Source organism: Bradyrhizobium sp. AZCC 1577 (assembly GCF_036924575.1).
GTDB lineage: Bacteria > Pseudomonadota > Alphaproteobacteria > Rhizobiales > Xanthobacteraceae > Bradyrhizobium.
The window spans coordinates 6,138,511-6,154,337 of the sequence record NZ_JAZHRQ010000001.1 but is presented as its reverse complement, the minus strand read 5'-3'; the positions used below and the strand labels follow the sequence as shown (position 1 = coordinate 6,154,337).

The window sequence follows — 15,827 nt, the reverse complement described above, 5'->3', positions numbered from 1 at the left end:
AACTTTCGGAGTTGTGGATGGCGGAACTGAAGGCCGACGTTCTCGTCCTGGGTGCGGGCATGGTCGGCGTCAGTGCCGCTTTGCACCTGCAAAAACGCGGCCGGAACGTAGTTCTGATCGACCGCCATGATACGGCCGGCGAGGAAACCAGTTACGGCAATGGAGGGCTGATCGAGTGCGCTTCGGTCTTTCCCTATATGTTTCCGCGTGACGTGGGCCAGATCCTGCGCTACGCGTTTCTTCGCGCGCCGCAGGTGCATTACCACTTCAGGGATTTGCCGATCTTCCTGCCGTGGCTGGCACGGTATTTTCTCGCCTCTTCACCGGAGCGTGCACTGCACAGCGCAATGGCCGAATTGCCGTTGATCCAGCGCAGCCTGATCGAGCATGAGGCGCTGATTGCGGACGCCAATGTGCCGGAGCTGTTGCGGCGGACCGGCTGGATCAAGCTGTTTCGTTCCGAGACGACCCTTGCGAATGCGGTGCAGGATCTCAAGCGTGCCGGGGAGCACGGCGTCGCCGGCGAGGTGCTGGATCGGCCGGCGATATCAGCGCGCGAGCCGCATCTGACGGGTGATTTCAGCGGCGCGATCCATTTTCCCGCGCCGGGATTTGTGCCCGATCCCGGTGGGCTGGCCAAGGCCTATGCGGCGCTGTTCGGCCGCAAGGGCGGGCGTTATCTGGTCGGCGACGCCCGAACGCTCGAACAGGCGAGCGGACGGTGGCGGGTGGCGACGCTGGAAGGCACTATTGCAGCGCGCGAAGTGGTGGTGGCGATGGGGCCGTGGTCCGACCAGATCCTCGCCCCGCTCGGCTATTCGATCCCGCTTCAGGTCAAGCGTGGTTACCATTTGCATCTCAAGCCGCGCGGCAATGCGATCTTGAATCATCCGGTGCTGGACACCGATCTCGGCTATCTCCTGGCGCCGATGAACCGCGGCATTCGGCTCACGACCGGCGCCGAGTTTGCCCACCGCGATGCACCACCAACGCCGATCCAGGTCGAGCGGGCCCTGCCGCGGGCGCACAGACTGTTCCCGCTCGGCGAGCCGGTCGACACCAAGCCCTGGATGGGTGCGCGGCCCTGTCTGCCGGATATGCTGCCGGTGATCGGCAAGGCCCCCCGCCACGGCGGGCTATGGTTCGATTTCGGCCACCAGCACCACGGCCTGACGCTCGGACCCGCGACCGGCCGCCTGCTGGCCGAAATGATGACCGGCGAGACGCCGTTTGCCGATGTCAGGCCGTTTGCCATCGAACGCTTTGGTTGACCATATCGGGAGTTGAAGGGACGGGGGACCGGCTCTGGTCCTTGCATGACTCGGTCCGTCGTGTCGATACTGCAGCAAGGGCAGCGCGATAAGGAGCGGTCATGAAAGTTAACGTCGAAATCGATTGCACACCGCTGGAGGCCAGGCAGTTCTTCGGATTGCCCGACGTCTCGCCGATGCAGACCGCCGTGATGGACAAGATGCAGCAGCAGGTGATGGCCAACATCGAAAAGGTGTCGCCGGAATCGCTGATCCAGAGTTGGTTCACGTTCGATCCCAAGATCGCCGAGCGATTCCAGGATATGTTCGTGACCATGGCCGGGCTCGGCGGCATGGCCAAGAAGGACAAGTGAGAGTGGCCATTGCGGAAAGCGGCGCAGCAACAGAAGAGCAGCGGCTTCGGCCGCCTAGCCTGTTTCTGATGCTGGCCGAGACGCGGGCGCTGTTCGAGCTGAATTCGAGCCTGTTACTGTCGCCGCTCTTGTTGCGTGCGCCGAGGGGCGACGGGCATCCGGTGCTGGCGCTGCCGGGATTTCTCGCCAGCGATCTGTCGATGGCGCCGATGCGGCGCTATCTGAAAGAACTCGGCTACGATACCTATGCCTGGGACATGGGCCGCAATTTCGGCGGCATCGCTTCCAAGCGCGGGGCACTGCAAGCTCTCCTGAGGCGCATCTATGAAGCCACGGGCCGAAAGGTCAGTCTGGTCGGCTGGAGCCTCGGCGGCGTCTATGCGCGCGATCTCGCGCTGCAGATGCCGGACATGGTGCGCTCGGTGATCACGCTCGGCAGCCCGTTTGCCAGCGATGTCCGCGCGACCAACGCCACGCGGCTCTATGAGGTGCTGTCGGGGGAAACTGTCGACGACAATCCGGAAATCCGCTTGGCCATTGCCGGGGACCTGCCGGTGCCGGCGACCTCGATCTATTCGCGGACCGACGGCATCGTGAACTGGCACACCAGCCTGTTGCGTCCCTCCGCAAACGCCGAAAACATCGAGGTCCACCTTGCCAGCCATATCGGGCTCGGCGTCAACCCCGCAGCGTTGTGGGCAGTAGCCGACCGCCTGGCGCAGGCGGAAGGCGAGTTTAAGCATTTTGACCGATCAGGACCATTTGCCATTGCCTATGGGCCCCCTGAAAATGCACAATCCTGAATCCACGCCCTGAGCTAAGGGCATGATCGCGAAAGATCCCGCCCTGCAATTGATGCAGGATGGCTGTCGGTTTTCGGATATGCTCCAATAACAAAGACATTCCAGACGCCAGAAGCGCCGCCAAGGCGCCGCGTTTTCTACTGCGGGAGGAAAATATGGCGGACGCCAAGAAGCTGTCTTCGCTGGACGCGTCGTTTCTGTATCTGGAAACCCCGGAAATGCCGATGCATGTCGGCAGCATGGCGATCTTCCGCCTGCCCGAAGGCTACAAGGGCGACTTCTTCGAAGAGTTCAAGGCGATGATCGCCTCGCGGCTGCACATCGCGCCGATCCTGAAAGCCCGCCTGGAGAAGGCGCCGCTCGACATCGATCATCCGTCCTGGGTCGAGGACGACCAGTTCGACATCGACCGCCACATCTTCCGCGCCAGCCTGCCGGCGCCGCGCGACCGCGCGACGCTGGAGCGCATCGTCGGCTGGATGCATGCCAAATTGCTCAACCGCGCCCGCCCGCTCTGGGAGTTCTATGTCTTCGAAGGCATGAAGGACAACGAGATCGGGCTTTACTCCAAGATGCACCATGCCTGCATTGACGGCGGCGCCGGCGCCGCACTCACCAGCATGATCTACGACATCACCCCGGTGCCGCGTCAGGTCGATCCACCGACGGCACGCAAGGTGGCACCGGAGCCACGCGACATCGCCGCCAACCTGATCGATTCCTACCAGCAGCTCTGGACCCAGCCGTTCGACCCGAAGGCGGCGCCAAAGAGCCTCGAGCTGCCGCGCTCGGGAAAAAGCGATCTCGGATCGATCCTGTTCGACAACGCCATGTTCCAGATCGAAAGCGCGGTGAAATTCGCCAGCAGCATTCCGACGATGCTCAAGAGCGTGTCAGATGTGGTCGGCAAGATTTCGGATCCCAAATCGCGCGACAGCCTGGCCAGCATGGCCTCGCCGCCGACCATCCTGAACAAGGCGATATCGTCAGAGCGCAGCTTTGCCGGCGTCTCGATCTCGCTGTCGCGCGCCAAGGCTCTGGCAAAGACGTCCGGCGGCAAGCTCAACGACGTCGTGCTGGCGCTGTCTTCAGGCGTGGTGCGCCGCTATCTGATCAGCCAGGGCGCGCTGCCCAGCAAATCGCTGACCGCAGCGGTGCCGATCTCGCTGCGCGAGGAAGGCAACGCCGAGGCCAACAACCAGGTGTTCGGCATGATCTGCGCGATCGCCACCAACGTCGACGATCCCAAGACGCGGCTGGAAACCATCATCGCGCAATCCACCAAGTCGAAGGAGATGTCGCATCCGCTGCGGGCGCTGATGCCGCAAGTCTCCAACCTTTCGATGCTGGGCGCGCCGATCGTGACCCAGATCCTTGCGCTGCTCTACAGCCGCTCCAACCTCTCCGACGTGCTGCCGCCGGCAGCCAACATCACCGTGTCAAACGTGCCCGGGCCGCGGCAGACGCTGTATGCCGCCGGCGCCGAGCTGCTGCACATCTTCCCGGTGTCGATCTCGACGCATGGCATCGCGCTCAACATCACCGTGCAGAGCTACCGCGACCAGCTCGATTTCGGCTTCATCGCCGGCGCCAACATCATTCCGCATGTCCAGGTTCTCTGCGACATGCTCCCGGTCGAATTTGAAGCGCTGGAGGCGGCGTTCGTGCCGCCGCCGAGCATGACCCGCGCCGCTGAATAGGGGGCCGCCATGATTGAAATGCCGCCGCTGCAATTCGCCGAGGTGAACGGTATTCGCATGGGCTATTACGAGGCGGGGCCGAAGTCCGACAAGCCGCCGGTCATTCTCTGCCATGGCTGGCCGGAGATCGCGTTCTCCTGGCGGCACCAGATCAAAGCGCTGAGCGAGGCCGGCATCCGGGTGATTGCGCCGGATCAGCGCGGCTATGGCGCGACCGACCGCCCCGAGCCGGTCGAGGATTACGACATGGAGCATCTGACCGGCGATCTCGTCGGTCTGCTCGATCATCTCCAGATCGACAAGGCGATCTTCGTTGGCCACGATTGGGGCGGCTTCGTCGTCTGGCAGATGCCGCTGCGTCATCCGGGTCGCGTTGCCGGTGTCGTCGGCGTCAACACCCCGCATTGGGATCGCATGCCGGCCGATCCGATCGAGCTGTTTCGGCAGCGCTTCGGCGACAAGATGTACATCGTGCAATTCCAGGACCCTGGCCGCGAGCCTGACAGGATTTTCGGCAGCCGGGTCGAGCAGACCTTTGACGCATTCATGCGCAAGCCGGTGGCGCGGCCCGCGGGTACGCCGGAGGAGCAGCCGATTGCGGGTGTCGGCGCATCGGCGCGACTCAATCTGGCGTTTCCACAGATGATCGCGAATTACGATGCCAAGCACGATCCGCGCACGCCGATCCTGTCGGCGGAAGAAAAGCAGGTGTTCGTCGACACCTTCACCAAGACCGGCTTCACCGGCGGCATCAACTGGTACCGCAATTTTTCCCGCAACTGGCAGCGCTCGGAAGGGCTCGACCATACCGTCCGCGTGCCGTCGCTAATGATCATGGCCGAGAACGACGCGGTGCTGCCGCCGTCGGCGACCGAGGGCATGGAGAAGCTGGTGCCCGATCTCGAGAAGTATCTCGTGCGCGACAGCGGCCATTGGACGCAGCAGGAAAAGCCGGACGAGGTTAGTAGCAAGCTGATCGAGTGGCGCAGGAAAAGATTTGGGTAGGTCCGCATAACCAGCCGTCATTGCGAGGAGCGCAGCGACGAAGCAATCCATTCTTTCGTTTTGCCGAGCGATGGATTGCTTCGCATCGCTCGCAATGACGGTTGAGGCAGGCAGGGGAGACACTTCGACAATGGCGTCCAGCAATAAACTCAGTCCGATCCCGCATCCGCCGAAGAAGCCCGTCGTCGGCAACATGCTGTCGCTGGATCCCAACGCGCCGGTGCAGCATCTGGTCAAGCTGTCCAAAGAGCTCGGGCCGATCTTCTGGCTCGACATGATGGGCGCGCCGATCGTGATCGTCTCCGGCCACGATCTGATCGACGAGCTCTCCGATGAGAAGCGTTTCGACAAGACGGTGCGCGGCTCGCTGCGCCGCGTCCGCGCCGTCGGCGGCGACGGGCTGTTCACGGCCGATACGACAGAGCCGAACTGGAGCAAGGCGCACAACATCCTGCTGCAACCGTTCGGCAACCGCGCGATGCAATCCTATCACCCGAGCATGGTCGATATCGCCGAGCAGCTCGTCAAGAAATGGGAGCGGCTCAACGCCGACGAGGAGATCGACGTCGTGCACGACATGACGGCGCTGACGCTCGACACGATTGGTCTCTGCGGCTTCGACTACCGTTTCAATTCGTTCTACCGCCGTGACTACCACCCGTTCGTGGAGTCGCTGGTGCGCTCGCTCGAGACCATCATGATGACCCGCGGCCTGCCGCTGGAAAATCTGTGGATGCAGAAGCGACGCAAGACGCTGGCCCAGGACGTCGCCTTCATGAACAAGATGGTCGACGAGATCATCGCCGAGCGCCGCGGCAATGCTGAAGCCGCCGAGGCCAAGAAAGACATGCTGGGCGCGATGATGACCGGCATCGACCGCTCGACCGGCGAGCAGCTCGACGACATCAACATCCGCTACCAGATCAACACCTTCCTGATTGCAGGCCACGAGACCACCAGCGGACTTCTCTCGTGCACCATCTACGCGCTGCTCAAGCATCCCGAGGTGCTGAAGAAGGCCTATGAGGAAGTCGATCGGGTGCTCGGGCCCGATATCAACGCCAAGCCGACCTATCAGCAGGTCACGCAGCTCACTTATATCACGCGAGTGTTGAAGGAAGCGCTGCGGATGTGGCCGCCGGCGCCGGCCTACGGCATCACGCCGCTTCAGGACGAAGCCATCGGCGGTGGCAAATACAAGCTGAAGAAGAATACGTTCATCACCGTTTTGGTGATGGCGCTGCACCGCGACCCCAGCGTCTGGGGTCCGAACCCGGACATCTTCGACCCTGAGAATTTCAGCCGCGAGGCCGAGGCCGCGCGTCCGATCAATGCCTGGAAGCCGTTCGGCAACGGCCAGCGCGCCTGCATCGGCCGCGGCTTTGCGATGCACGAGGCGGCGCTGGCGATCGGCATGATCCTGCAGCGCTTCAAGCTGATCGACGTGCATCGCTACCAGATGCACCTGAAGGAAACGCTGACGGTCAAGCCGGACGGTTTCAAAATCAAGGTGCGCCCGCGCGCGGACAAGGACCGTGGCGCGTTTGCCGGCCGCGCGGCTATCGCGGCCGCTGCCTCAAGCGCGGCGGCGCCACAGGCGCGGACCCGCCCGGGCCACAACACGCCGCTATTGGTGCTCTATGGTTCAAACCTAGGCACCGCGGAAGAGCTGGCGACGCGGGTAGCTGACCTCGCCGAGGTCAACGGCTTCGCGACAAAACTCGGCGCGCTCGACGATTACGTCGGCAAGCTGCCGGAACAGGGCGCGCTGATGATCTTTTGCGCTTCCTACAATGGCGCAGCCCCCGACAACGCCACGCAGTTCGTCAAATGGCTGGACAGCGGCCTGCCAAAGGACGCATTCGCCAAGGTGCGATACGCCGTGTTCGGCTGCGGCAACAGCGACTGGGCCGCGACCTACCAGTCCGTGCCGCGCATGATCGACGAGCAGTTGGCGGCGCACGGCGCGCGCAGCCTCTACAGCCGCGGCGAGGGCGATGCCCGCAGCGATCTCGACGGCCAGTTCGAAAAATGGTTCGCGGCGGCAGCACCCGCGGCCATGAAGGAGCTGGGCGTCGATTCCGGCTTCGCCCGCAGCGCCGATGACGCGCCGCTTTATTCGATCGAGCCGGTGGCGCCATCGGCCGTTCACACTATCTTGGCGCAGGGCGGCGTCGCGCCGATGAAGGTGCTGGTCAATTCCGAACTGCAGAACAAGGCCGGCGCCAGTCCTTCCGACCGCTCGACCCGCCACGTCGAGGTGGAATTGCCGCCCGGCGTCACCTTCCGCGTCGGTGACCACCTCAGCGTGGTGCCGCGCAACGATCCGGCGCTGGTCGATTCCGTCGCGCGCCGCTTCGGTTTTCTGCCCGCCGACCAGGTCCGGCTGCACGTCGCCGAGGGCCGCCGCGCGCAATTGCCGGTCGGCGATGCCGTGTCGGTCGGGCGGTTGTTGACCGAGTTCGTCGAGTTGCAGCAGATCGCGACGCGCAAGCAGATTCAGATCATGTCGGAACACACGCGCTGTCCCGTCACCAAGCCGAAGTTGCTGGCCTATGTCGGCGACGACGATGTTTCCACCGAGCGTTACCGATCGGACGTGCTGGCCAGGCGCAAGTCGGTGTTCGATCTCTTGGAAGAGCATCCGGCCTGCGAACTGCCGTTCCACGCCTACCTGGAAATGCTGTCGCTCTTGGCGCCGCGCTATTATTCGATCTCATCGTCGCCTTCGACCGATCCGACGCGTTGCAGCGTCACGGTCGGCGTGGTGGAATCGCCCGCGAGTTCGGGACGTGGCGTGTACAGGGGCGTCTGTTCGAACTATCTCGCCGGACGCCGCGTCGGCGATACCGTGCATGCGACCATACGCGAGACCAAGGCCGGCTTCCGGCTGCCGGACGATCCGGCCCAACCCGTGATCATGATCGGTCCTGGTACGGGGCTGGCGCCGTTCCGCGGGTTCCTGCAGGAGCGCGCGCACCGCAAGGCGCAGGGCGCAAAACTCGGTCCTGCGATGCTGTTCTTCGGCTGCCGACATCCCGAACAGGATTTTCTCTACGCGGATGAATTGAAGGCCTTCGCGATCGACGGCATCACCGAACTGCACACCGCCTTCTCGCGCGCCGAGGGGCCGAAGACCTATGTGCAGCATCAGGTGGCGGCGCAAAAGGACCGCATCTGGAGCCTGATCGAGCAGGGCGCGATCGTCTATGTCTGCGGCGACGGCGGCAAGATGGAGCCAGACGTCAAGGCCGCGCTGGTTGCGATCTATCGCGAAAAGTCCGGCGCCGACGCTGATGCCGGCCTGCGCTGGATCGACGATCTCGGCACCAAGAACCGCTACGTGCTGGACGTCTGGGCGGGCGGGTAAGGCTCTCGCCGTCGTCCCTGCGAACGCAGGGACCCATACTCCGCGGCCCCTCATTGAGACAACAGCGCCGGAGGCTCTGCCCATAACCACAACATCCGGTGGTTATGGGTCCCTGCGTTCGCAGGGACGACGACTATTGAAACCGCATGCTACAACCCTCCACATGATTCCCTGGGAAAAGCTCGACACCGCCCGCATTCCTGGCACCGGCAGCGAACTCCGCCTGATGCGCCGCGGCACGGAGTTTTCCATCAAACTCGGCAGCAACGAGCTGATGAACAGCCGCCTGTCGGGCTCGGAAGCCGCACTCGCGACGCTCGCTGCGAAGAAGATCGAGAAGGTCGCCAAACCGCATGTACTGATCGGTGGACTGGGCATGGGCTTTACGTTGCGTGCGGCGCTCGCCAGGCTCGGCAATGAAGCGCAGATCGTGGTGGCAGAGCTGGTGCCGGCGGTGGTCAGTTGGGCCCGAGGCCCGATGGCAGAAATCTTCGGCGACAGCCTGGACGATCCCCGCGTCAGCATTCGAGAGACGGATGTCACCGACATCATCCGGTCGCATCGTTCGAAGTTCGATGCCATTCTGCTCGATGTCGACAATGGACCGGAGGGGCTTACTCGTGAGGCCAACGATGCGCTCTACAACGCGGCAGGCCTGCGTGCGACGCACGCCGCACTGCGACCGGGCGGCATCCTGGCCATATGGTCTTCGGGGCCAAACGCGGCGTTCGCAAAACGTCTTCGTGGTGCAGGCTTCGAGGTGAACGAAGTCAACATCCGCGCCACCGGCAAAGGCCGCGGCGTGCGCCACGTAATCTGGATTGCGATGAAGAGCTGACTGGCCACCATCTCCGCTGTCGTCCCTGCGAACGCAGAGACCCATAACCACAAATGCTGATGGCGAGACTGGGCTGGAGCCACAGCGCTCGCAACGACGCACGCCGGTGGTTATGGGTTCCTGCTTTCGCAGGAACGACGAGATAGATCACGCCGCCTTTGCGGCCGCACCCTGCGCGTGCCCGGCGATCGCGTTGATGATTTGCGGCCACATCGGGATCGGCAGCGCGTGGCCCATGCCTTCGATCATCAGGAGCTTTGCGCCGGGGATTGACGCCGCGGTATCCTTGCCGCCTTCCGGGCGCACCAGCGGATCGACGGTGCCGTGAATGACGAGCGTCGGGATTTTCAGGTGATGCAGCCGTTCCTTGCGGCTGCCGGAGGCAAGCACCGCCCGCAACTGCCGGCCGACGCCGTTCGGATTGAGGCCGCGTTCATAGGTGCGGGCAGCGCGGGCAGGGTCGAGGGCCTCGTCTTCCGGGAACGAGCCGACGCGCAGCACTTTCCAGGTCTGGGCGAACCGTTCGAAATACTCCTCCTTCGTCCGCGGCGGCGGCGCCATCAGCACCGCCGAAGCCTCGCGCGTCGGCGGCGGCACTTTTGGATTGCCCGTGGTCGACATGATCGAGGTCAGCGAACGCACCCGCTGCGGGAACGAGAGCGCGACTTCCTGCGCGATCATGCCGCCCATCGAGGCCCCGACCAGATGCGCCGAGTGGATGCCGAGCACGTCCATCAGGCCGACGGTGTCCTTGGCCATGTCGATCAATTTGTAAGGTGCGGCCACCGGTATCTTCAGGAACCGCAGCTTCAGCAGTTCGAACGGCGTCAGCCGTTTGCCGCCGGACATGTGAGAGGACTTGCCGATGTCGCGATTGTCGAAGCGGATGACGCGAAAGCCGCGCGCGGCGAGCTGGCGGCAGAAATCGTCATCCCAATGGATCATCTGGGCGCCGAGCCCCATGATCAGCAGCATCGGTTCCGCGGCCGGATCGCCAAAAATCTCGTAGCAAATATCGATGCCGTTGGCGCGGGCGATCTGAGGCGGCTGATGGGCGAGCATCACGTGTCTTCCCTCAAGTGTTATCTGGCTTCAGTAACTATGGCACGGTTTCCCGCACCGCAGAAGACGTCGCAGCGGTTGACCGGCCCGCTGCAACGGTGTGGTATGGGCCAAATACAAGCGAAGCGTGGCAAGCGCTCGTAATCTTTCGGGAGAGGGCGCCTATGGCCGACAAAGGCAACGATCCTGCCGTGATCTGGCAGACCATGATCGGGGAGATGGAGAAGGGGTTCAACTCCTTTGCCAACCAGGCGATGGCCTCGCCCGAATTCTCGAAAATGATGAATCAGGTCGGCGGCGTCAGCGCAGGCGCGCAGAAGCAGCTCGGCGAACTGATGGAGAAATACCTGCTGGCGATGAACCTGCCGAGCCGGGCGCAGCTTGTCGGCATGGCGGAGCGGCTGCAGGCGATCGAGGGCCAGCTCAACGAGATCAAGGCACTGTTGCATCAGGTGCACCACAATTCGCTGGCGCCGGAGAGCGGCTACGGCACGCCGCGGCCGCCGCGCACCAAGCGTCCGCCGGCGGAGGGAGAGCAGAAATGAACGCTCCCGCGGGTCTCGATCTCGCTTCCATTTCGGAGCGGGTCCAGTCCGAGGTGCAGCGCGCGATCCAGCGTAGCATCAAGGGCGTCGAATATTTTTCTACCTCCGGCCCGTCGCTCGGCTCGACGCCAAAGGACATCCTGGCCGCCCGCGGCACCATGAACCTCTATCACTATCGGCCGATAGCGGATGAAATCTACCGCGTGCCGATCCTGATCGTGATGGCCACCACCAACCGCGGCTACATCCTCGACATGGTGCCGGGCCAGAGCTTTATCGACTTTCTGCTGAAGCGCGGCTACGACGTCTACATGCTGGACTGGACCGCGCCGAAGCCGGAAGAAAAATCGTTGCGGATGGAGGATTACGTCCTCGACTTCATCCCGGACTGCGTCCGCCGCGTGCAGCGGGATTCCGGCGAGCAGGACGTTACCGTGATCGGCTATTGCTTCGGCGGCGTGCTGTCGCTCTTGTACGGCTCGATCTTCCACGACGGGCCGATGAAGAATTTGATCTGCTTCACCACGCCGATCGATTTCCGCGAGATGAAGCTGTTCCAGAACTTTTCGGACCGCCGCTATTTCGACGTCGATCGCCTCGTCGACAGCGTCGGCAATGTGCCGCCCGAAATGATCCTGTCCTCGTTCGAAATGCTGCGGCCGGCGTCGCGCACCGTCAGCCAGGTGCAATTGTGGGAAAACATCTGGAACGACGAGTTCGTGAAGTCGTACCGGATGTTCGACCGGTGGGCGACGGATACGCTGCCACTAGCGGGCGAGTATTTCCGCGACATCACCAAGAACCTGATGTGGGACAACAAACTCTATAACGGCACCATGTCGGTCGGCGGGCGTGCGGCGGATATTTCCAGGATCAAGGTGCCGATCCTGCATGCGGTCGCCGAACACGATCACATCGTGCCCTATGATGCGGCCAAGCACCTGATCGCCAAGGTCGGTTCGACCGACAAGGAAGAGGTGATGCTGAAGGGCGGTCACGTCAGCCTCGTCGCCGGCGCCAATGCGATCAAGCGGCTGTGGCCGAAACTGGATTCCTGGCTAGGTAAGAGATCAACATGAGCGAGACACGTTCCTATCCGCGCCACGTCAAGACCGATGCCGGCGAGATCGAATTCCGCATGATGGGGCGGGCGGACGAAGCCGCCGTGCTGGCATTTGCGCAAAAGCTCCCGACGCATGATCTGCTGTTTCTGCCGCGCAACATCAGCCAGCCAAAAGTGCTCTCGGCCTGGATCAACGAGATCGAGCGCGGCCAGATCGTCAGCCTGCTGGCAGTGAAGGATGGGACGGTGGTCGGCTGCGGCACGCTGGTACGCGACCCGCATTCATGGTCGCCCCATGTCGGCGAGATCCGGATGGTGGTCTCGCTTGACGTCCGCGGGCAGGGGGTCGGCCGGGCGCTGTCGCAGGAAACGTTTGCGCTGGCGCTGGGCGCCGGGCTGGAAAAGCTGTCGGTGCAGATGACCGTCGACCAGCAAGCGGCGATCGCGCTGTTCGAGAGCCTTGGCTTCCGGGCCGAGGCCCTGCTGCGGGACCACGTCCGGGATGTCGACGGCAAAAAGCACGACATCGTCGTGCTCGGGCACAATGTGGCGCAGGTTCGGGCACAGATGGAAGCCTATGGGCTCCCGGGGGCCGTGCAGCACTAGCTAGCCAGACACAAAATCGCGAAAACAACCCCATGCAAAGTAGATGGGGCGGCTCCGGCATTAGCCTAAAGTGGAACTTTTGCCGGTTCTCTGGGCGGACCGCTCATCCATCGGGCTGTTCACGAATTCGTGATATCGCGCTGCAACATTAATGTTGCGACGCACCATTAACTATGGCACAACACACGCGCCCCGGGCCAATCGGACGGGGTGAGCCCATAGCTCAAACCGAGGATGGAGAGACCCCCAATGACCACCGAAACCAATTCCGTGCTGAACACCGTCAAGGAAGCCTTCGCGCCCGTTACCGAGGCGTTCACCAAGCTCCAGAACCTGGAAGTTCCGGAAGCCGCCCGTGAGTTCGTGAAGAAGCAGACCGAGACCGCCAAGGAGCGCGCCGCCGACTTTTATGCCGGTTCGGAGAAGGCGACCGCTGCGATCGAGACCGCCGTTGCCGGTTCGGTTTCCGAGGCCGCCAAGATCAGCCGCAACATCCAGCAGGCGCTCTACCAGGACGCGGAAGCGTTCTTCGCCGGCATCGACAAGCTCGCTTCGGCGAAGTCGCTGAGCGAAGCTGCCCAGATCCAGTCGGACCTGGTCCGTGCGCGCGGCGAAGTGCTCGTCACGCGGGCGAAGGCCACCACCGAATATCTCGGCAAGCTCGTCACTGAGGGCGCCAAGACCGCGCAGGACAACTTTGCCAAGGTCTACTCCAAGACCGCCTGATCGCGATCGCCTGACAACTGCCGTTTTCGAAGGCCCGCTTTTGCGGGCCTTCTTTTTGTCCTCATCCTCGTCATGACCTGTTGCCGTCATTGCGAGGAGCGATAGCGACGAAGCAATCCATCCTTCCGGTGCGGCGACATGGATTGCTTCGCTTCGCTCGCAATGACGGCTAGTCTGATGCGGACGCGAACCGTTACTCGAAAGCCGTCATGACGCTTCCCGCCACCTTCGTCATCGACTCTCCCGGCGACGCCATCCGCGCCGCCGAGTTGCGGCGCGTGAAGATTTTGGCGACGTCGGTGCTGGCGGCGACGTTTGCGATCTTCCTCGCCGCACGAGCGCTGCTGCCGATGCATCCGGCCTTCGGCTTCATCGCGGCGTTTGCGGAAGCTGCCACCATCGGCGGCCTGGCCGACTGGTATGCCGTCGTGGCGCTGTTCAAACGGCCGCTGGGACTGCCGATTCCGCACACCGCAATCATCCAGAGCAACCAGCACCGCATCGCCGACAAGCTCGGCGAATTCATCGAGAAGCATTTCCTGGAAGCAGCTCCCGTCGAGGCCAAGCTGCGGCAGATCGATTTCGGCGCGTTCATCGCCGACTGGCTGCGCGACCGCAAGCGCAGCGAGGACCTTGCGCGCTTTGCGCTGCGGCTGTTGCCCGAAGCGGTGGCGGCGACGGAGACCTCCGGGCTGATGACGTTCGTCAGCCGCCGCATCACCGCGCAACTGATGTCGATCGATCTCGCGCCGCTGGCGGCCGGAACGCTGCGCGCATTCGTGAAGGAGGGGCGGCATTCCGGCCTGCTCGATGACATCCTGCGCGCGGTGCATCAGACCATGACGCAGGCCGAAACCATGGCGATGATCCGCGAAAAGATCCGCGCCGAATTGCCGACGCTGCTAAAGCTGTATCGCGCCGACAAGTTCCTGGTGAACAAGATCGTGGCTTCCGCCACCGCCTTCTTCGAGGAAGTCCGCAACGATCCCGCGCACCCGTTCCGCGGCGAATTCGATCGCATGGTGATGACCTTCGTCGATCGCCTAGGCACCGATCCAAGCTACGCCGAGCGGATCCAAGGGTTGAAGCGCGATCTGTTGGCGCGTCCCGAAGTGACGGGTCTCGCACGCCACATCTGGGCCAACGCACGCTCGTTCTTCGAACGCAGCGCCTCGGGCGAGACGCAGGTATTGGAGCAATATCTGGTGCGCATGTTCGTGAAAGCGGGCGAGGCGCTGGCAGGCGATGCCGAGTTGCGCACCGAGATCAACCAGGGCCTCGTGGCGGTGTTGCGCACCGTGATCGCCGAACAGAAGAGCGGCGTCTCGACCTTCATCTCCGACCAGGTGAAGTCCTGGGACATGGGGCAGTTGATCTCGCTGATCGAAATCAACATCGGCCGCGACCTGCAATACATCCGCTTCAACGGATCGCTGATCGGCGGGCTAGCGGGATTGGCGCTGTACACCCTCGAATACCTGCTGCGGCTGCTGTGACTAATTCATCACGTCAATGCTTTTAGTTATCCGAGATGTGATCTGCATTGCTTGCAAGGGGAAAGCCGGTTCCCTAGCTTTTTATGGAGCTATATTGCAGTGCCGAACGATTCTACCCGCGTTGGCGTCTAACTGAACCGGTGGCCGGCTGCCGCGACGTAAGGGGCCGAGCCCGAGAGGAGATATGATGTCCGTTGCTGCGCAGACGCTTGCCCCGCCATCCAGAACCCTGATGCTGCTGGAGGGGCGTGCCATTCACGAACTCGGCGCGTTTCTAGGGGCACTGCCATTGCTGAGTCTGGCGCCACGCGGCGACGGGCACCCCGTGCTGGTGTTGCCCGGCCTTGTTGCATCCGACACCTCGACGCGGCCGCTGCGCAGCTTCCTGCGCACGCGCGGCTATGCCGTCAGCGGCTGGCGTCAGGGGCGCAACCTCGGCCTGCGCCACGGCGTGCAGAACGCCATGGTCGATCTGGTGCAGGAGTTGAACGATACGCACGGCCGCAAGGTCTCGCTGGTCGGCTGGAGTCTGGGCGGTCTCTACGCGCGCCAGCTTGCCAAGATGATGCCGGAGCGCGTGCGCTCGGTGATCACGCTCGGCAGCCCGTTTGCGTCGGGACCGAAGGCGACCAACGCTTGGCGCGTCTACGAGCTGGCGAGCGGCCGCCGCGCCGACGAGGAGGACGCCCGCTTCGGCGGCGCGCTGTCCGCGACGCCGCCGGTGCCGACCACCGCGATCTTCAGCCGCACCGACGGCATCTGCGCCTGGCAGGGTTGCATGGAGAAGACGTCGGCGACTTCCGAAAGCATCGAGGTCGAAAGCAGCCATTGCGGCATGGGCCATCACCCGGCGGTCGTGTACGCGGTGGCCGATCGCCTGGCGCAGCCGGAAGGCGAATGGTCGCCGTTCGATCGAAGCGGCTGGCGCAGCGTGGTTTACCCGAATCCGCATCGGTAGCAGACGCGGGTGTTTGCTAACCTCGCCCCGC

General features: G+C 63.3%; 14 protein-coding genes. 13 read left to right on the top strand and 1 reads right to left on the bottom strand.

The genetic code is table 11. The features are described 5' to 3' along the window. The first annotated feature begins 17 nt into the window (after positions 1 to 17). From V1278_RS29205 to V1278_RS29175, 7 genes are all read left to right on the top strand, one after another. Positions 18 to 1,271, top strand: coding sequence for an NAD(P)/FAD-dependent oxidoreductase (locus tag V1278_RS29205; protein WP_334367731.1), 1,254 nt, complete (start codon positions 18 to 20; stop codon positions 1,269 to 1,271). Positions 1,272 to 1,372: 101 nt separating this feature from the next. Further along, on the top strand, positions 1,373 to 1,624 hold the full coding sequence (locus V1278_RS29200; RefSeq protein ID WP_065744106.1) for a DUF6489 family protein: 252 nt from the start codon (positions 1,373 to 1,375) through the stop codon (positions 1,622 to 1,624). Between the two features lie 68 nt (positions 1,625 to 1,692). Continuing rightward, positions 1,693 to 2,427 carry an esterase/lipase family protein gene (locus V1278_RS29195; protein ID WP_334384287.1) on the top strand — a complete coding sequence of 245 codons (735 nt, stop codon included), beginning with the start codon at positions 1,693 to 1,695 and terminating at the stop codon, positions 2,425 to 2,427. A 155-nt stretch (positions 2,428 to 2,582) separates the two neighbouring features. Next, positions 2,583 to 4,127: a WS/DGAT/MGAT family O-acyltransferase gene (locus tag V1278_RS29190; protein ID WP_334383071.1), complete on the top strand. Its 1,545-nt coding sequence runs from the start codon at positions 2,583 to 2,585 to the stop codon at positions 4,125 to 4,127. Positions 4,128 to 4,136: 9 nt separating this feature from the next. Continuing rightward, positions 4,137 to 5,132 (top strand): alpha/beta fold hydrolase, encoded by a 996-nt coding sequence (locus V1278_RS29185; protein WP_334383070.1) that lies wholly within the window; start codon positions 4,137 to 4,139, stop codon positions 5,130 to 5,132. 130 nt (positions 5,133 to 5,262) lie between these two features. Further along, positions 5,263 to 8,502 carry a bifunctional cytochrome P450/NADPH--P450 reductase gene (locus tag V1278_RS29180; RefSeq protein ID WP_334383069.1) on the top strand — a complete coding sequence of 1,080 codons (3,240 nt, stop codon included), beginning with the start codon at positions 5,263 to 5,265 and terminating at the stop codon, positions 8,500 to 8,502. Between the two features lie 163 nt (positions 8,503 to 8,665). Continuing rightward, positions 8,666 to 9,340, top strand: coding sequence for a spermidine synthase (locus V1278_RS29175; RefSeq protein ID WP_334384286.1), 675 nt, complete (start codon positions 8,666 to 8,668; stop codon positions 9,338 to 9,340). 147 nt (positions 9,341 to 9,487) lie between these two features. On the opposite strand, the gene V1278_RS29170 is transcribed toward V1278_RS29175, so the two are convergent. Further along, positions 9,488 to 10,402 carry an alpha/beta fold hydrolase gene (locus tag V1278_RS29170; RefSeq protein ID WP_334383068.1) on the bottom strand — a complete coding sequence of 305 codons (915 nt, stop codon included), beginning with the start codon at positions 10,400 to 10,402 and terminating at the stop codon, positions 9,488 to 9,490. Between the two features lie 164 nt (positions 10,403 to 10,566). Here V1278_RS29170 and V1278_RS29165 point away from each other — a divergent pair, with 164 nt between their 5' ends. From V1278_RS29165 to V1278_RS29140, 6 genes are all read left to right on the top strand, one after another. After that, positions 10,567 to 10,947 carry a hypothetical protein gene (locus V1278_RS29165; RefSeq protein WP_028350065.1) on the top strand — a complete coding sequence of 127 codons (381 nt, stop codon included), beginning with the start codon at positions 10,567 to 10,569 and terminating at the stop codon, positions 10,945 to 10,947. Then, complete coding sequence (locus V1278_RS29160) at positions 10,944 to 12,026, top strand: alpha/beta fold hydrolase (RefSeq protein WP_334383067.1); 1,083 nt, start codon at positions 10,944 to 10,946, stop codon at positions 12,024 to 12,026. Before V1278_RS29165 ends, V1278_RS29160 begins: the two co-directional genes overlap by 4 nt. Further along, positions 12,023 to 12,616, top strand: a complete 594-nt coding sequence (locus V1278_RS29155; RefSeq protein WP_334367737.1) for a GNAT family N-acetyltransferase — start codon at positions 12,023 to 12,025, stop codon at positions 12,614 to 12,616. Before V1278_RS29160 ends, V1278_RS29155 begins: the two co-directional genes overlap by 4 nt. Before the next feature lie 249 nt (positions 12,617 to 12,865). Next, positions 12,866 to 13,342: a phasin gene (locus V1278_RS29150; RefSeq protein WP_334367738.1), complete on the top strand. Its 477-nt coding sequence runs from the start codon at positions 12,866 to 12,868 to the stop codon at positions 13,340 to 13,342. 209 nt (positions 13,343 to 13,551) lie between these two features. Then, entirely contained in the window at positions 13,552 to 14,838 is a 1,287-nt protein-coding gene (locus tag V1278_RS29145; protein WP_334367739.1) for a DUF445 domain-containing protein, read from the top strand. Between the two features lie 187 nt (positions 14,839 to 15,025). Then, positions 15,026 to 15,796, top strand: a complete 771-nt coding sequence (locus V1278_RS29140) for an esterase/lipase family protein (RefSeq protein ID WP_334367740.1) — start codon at positions 15,026 to 15,028, stop codon at positions 15,794 to 15,796. The last annotated feature ends 31 nt before the right edge of the window (positions 15,797 to 15,827 follow it).

Excerpts from the sequence above, each read along its gene's own strand:
- V1278_RS29205 (WP_334367731.1), top strand. The coding sequence starts at position 18 with ATGGCGGAACTGAAGGCCGACGTTCTCGTCCTGGGTGCGGGCATGGTC.
- V1278_RS29200 (WP_065744106.1), top strand. The coding sequence starts at position 1,373 with ATGAAAGTTAACGTCGAAATCGATTGCACACCGCTGGAGGCCAGGCAG.
- V1278_RS29195 (WP_334384287.1), top strand. The coding sequence starts at position 1,693 with ATGCTGGCCGAGACGCGGGCGCTGTTCGAGCTGAATTCGAGCCTGTTA.
- V1278_RS29190 (WP_334383071.1), top strand. The coding sequence starts at position 2,583 with ATGGCGGACGCCAAGAAGCTGTCTTCGCTGGACGCGTCGTTTCTGTAT.
- V1278_RS29185 (WP_334383070.1), top strand. The coding sequence starts at position 4,137 with ATGATTGAAATGCCGCCGCTGCAATTCGCCGAGGTGAACGGTATTCGC.
- V1278_RS29180 (WP_334383069.1), top strand. The coding sequence starts at position 5,263 with ATGGCGTCCAGCAATAAACTCAGTCCGATCCCGCATCCGCCGAAGAAG.
- V1278_RS29175 (WP_334384286.1), top strand. The coding sequence starts at position 8,666 with ATGATTCCCTGGGAAAAGCTCGACACCGCCCGCATTCCTGGCACCGGC.
- V1278_RS29170 (WP_334383068.1), bottom strand. The coding sequence starts at position 10,402 with ATGCTCGCCCATCAGCCGCCTCAGATCGCCCGCGCCAACGGCATCGAT.
- V1278_RS29165 (WP_028350065.1), top strand. The coding sequence starts at position 10,567 with ATGGCCGACAAAGGCAACGATCCTGCCGTGATCTGGCAGACCATGATC.
- V1278_RS29160 (WP_334383067.1), top strand. The coding sequence starts at position 10,944 with ATGAACGCTCCCGCGGGTCTCGATCTCGCTTCCATTTCGGAGCGGGTC.
- V1278_RS29155 (WP_334367737.1), top strand. The coding sequence starts at position 12,023 with ATGAGCGAGACACGTTCCTATCCGCGCCACGTCAAGACCGATGCCGGC.
- V1278_RS29150 (WP_334367738.1), top strand. The coding sequence starts at position 12,866 with ATGACCACCGAAACCAATTCCGTGCTGAACACCGTCAAGGAAGCCTTC.
- V1278_RS29145 (WP_334367739.1), top strand. The coding sequence starts at position 13,552 with ATGACGCTTCCCGCCACCTTCGTCATCGACTCTCCCGGCGACGCCATC.
- V1278_RS29140 (WP_334367740.1), top strand. The coding sequence starts at position 15,026 with ATGTCCGTTGCTGCGCAGACGCTTGCCCCGCCATCCAGAACCCTGATG.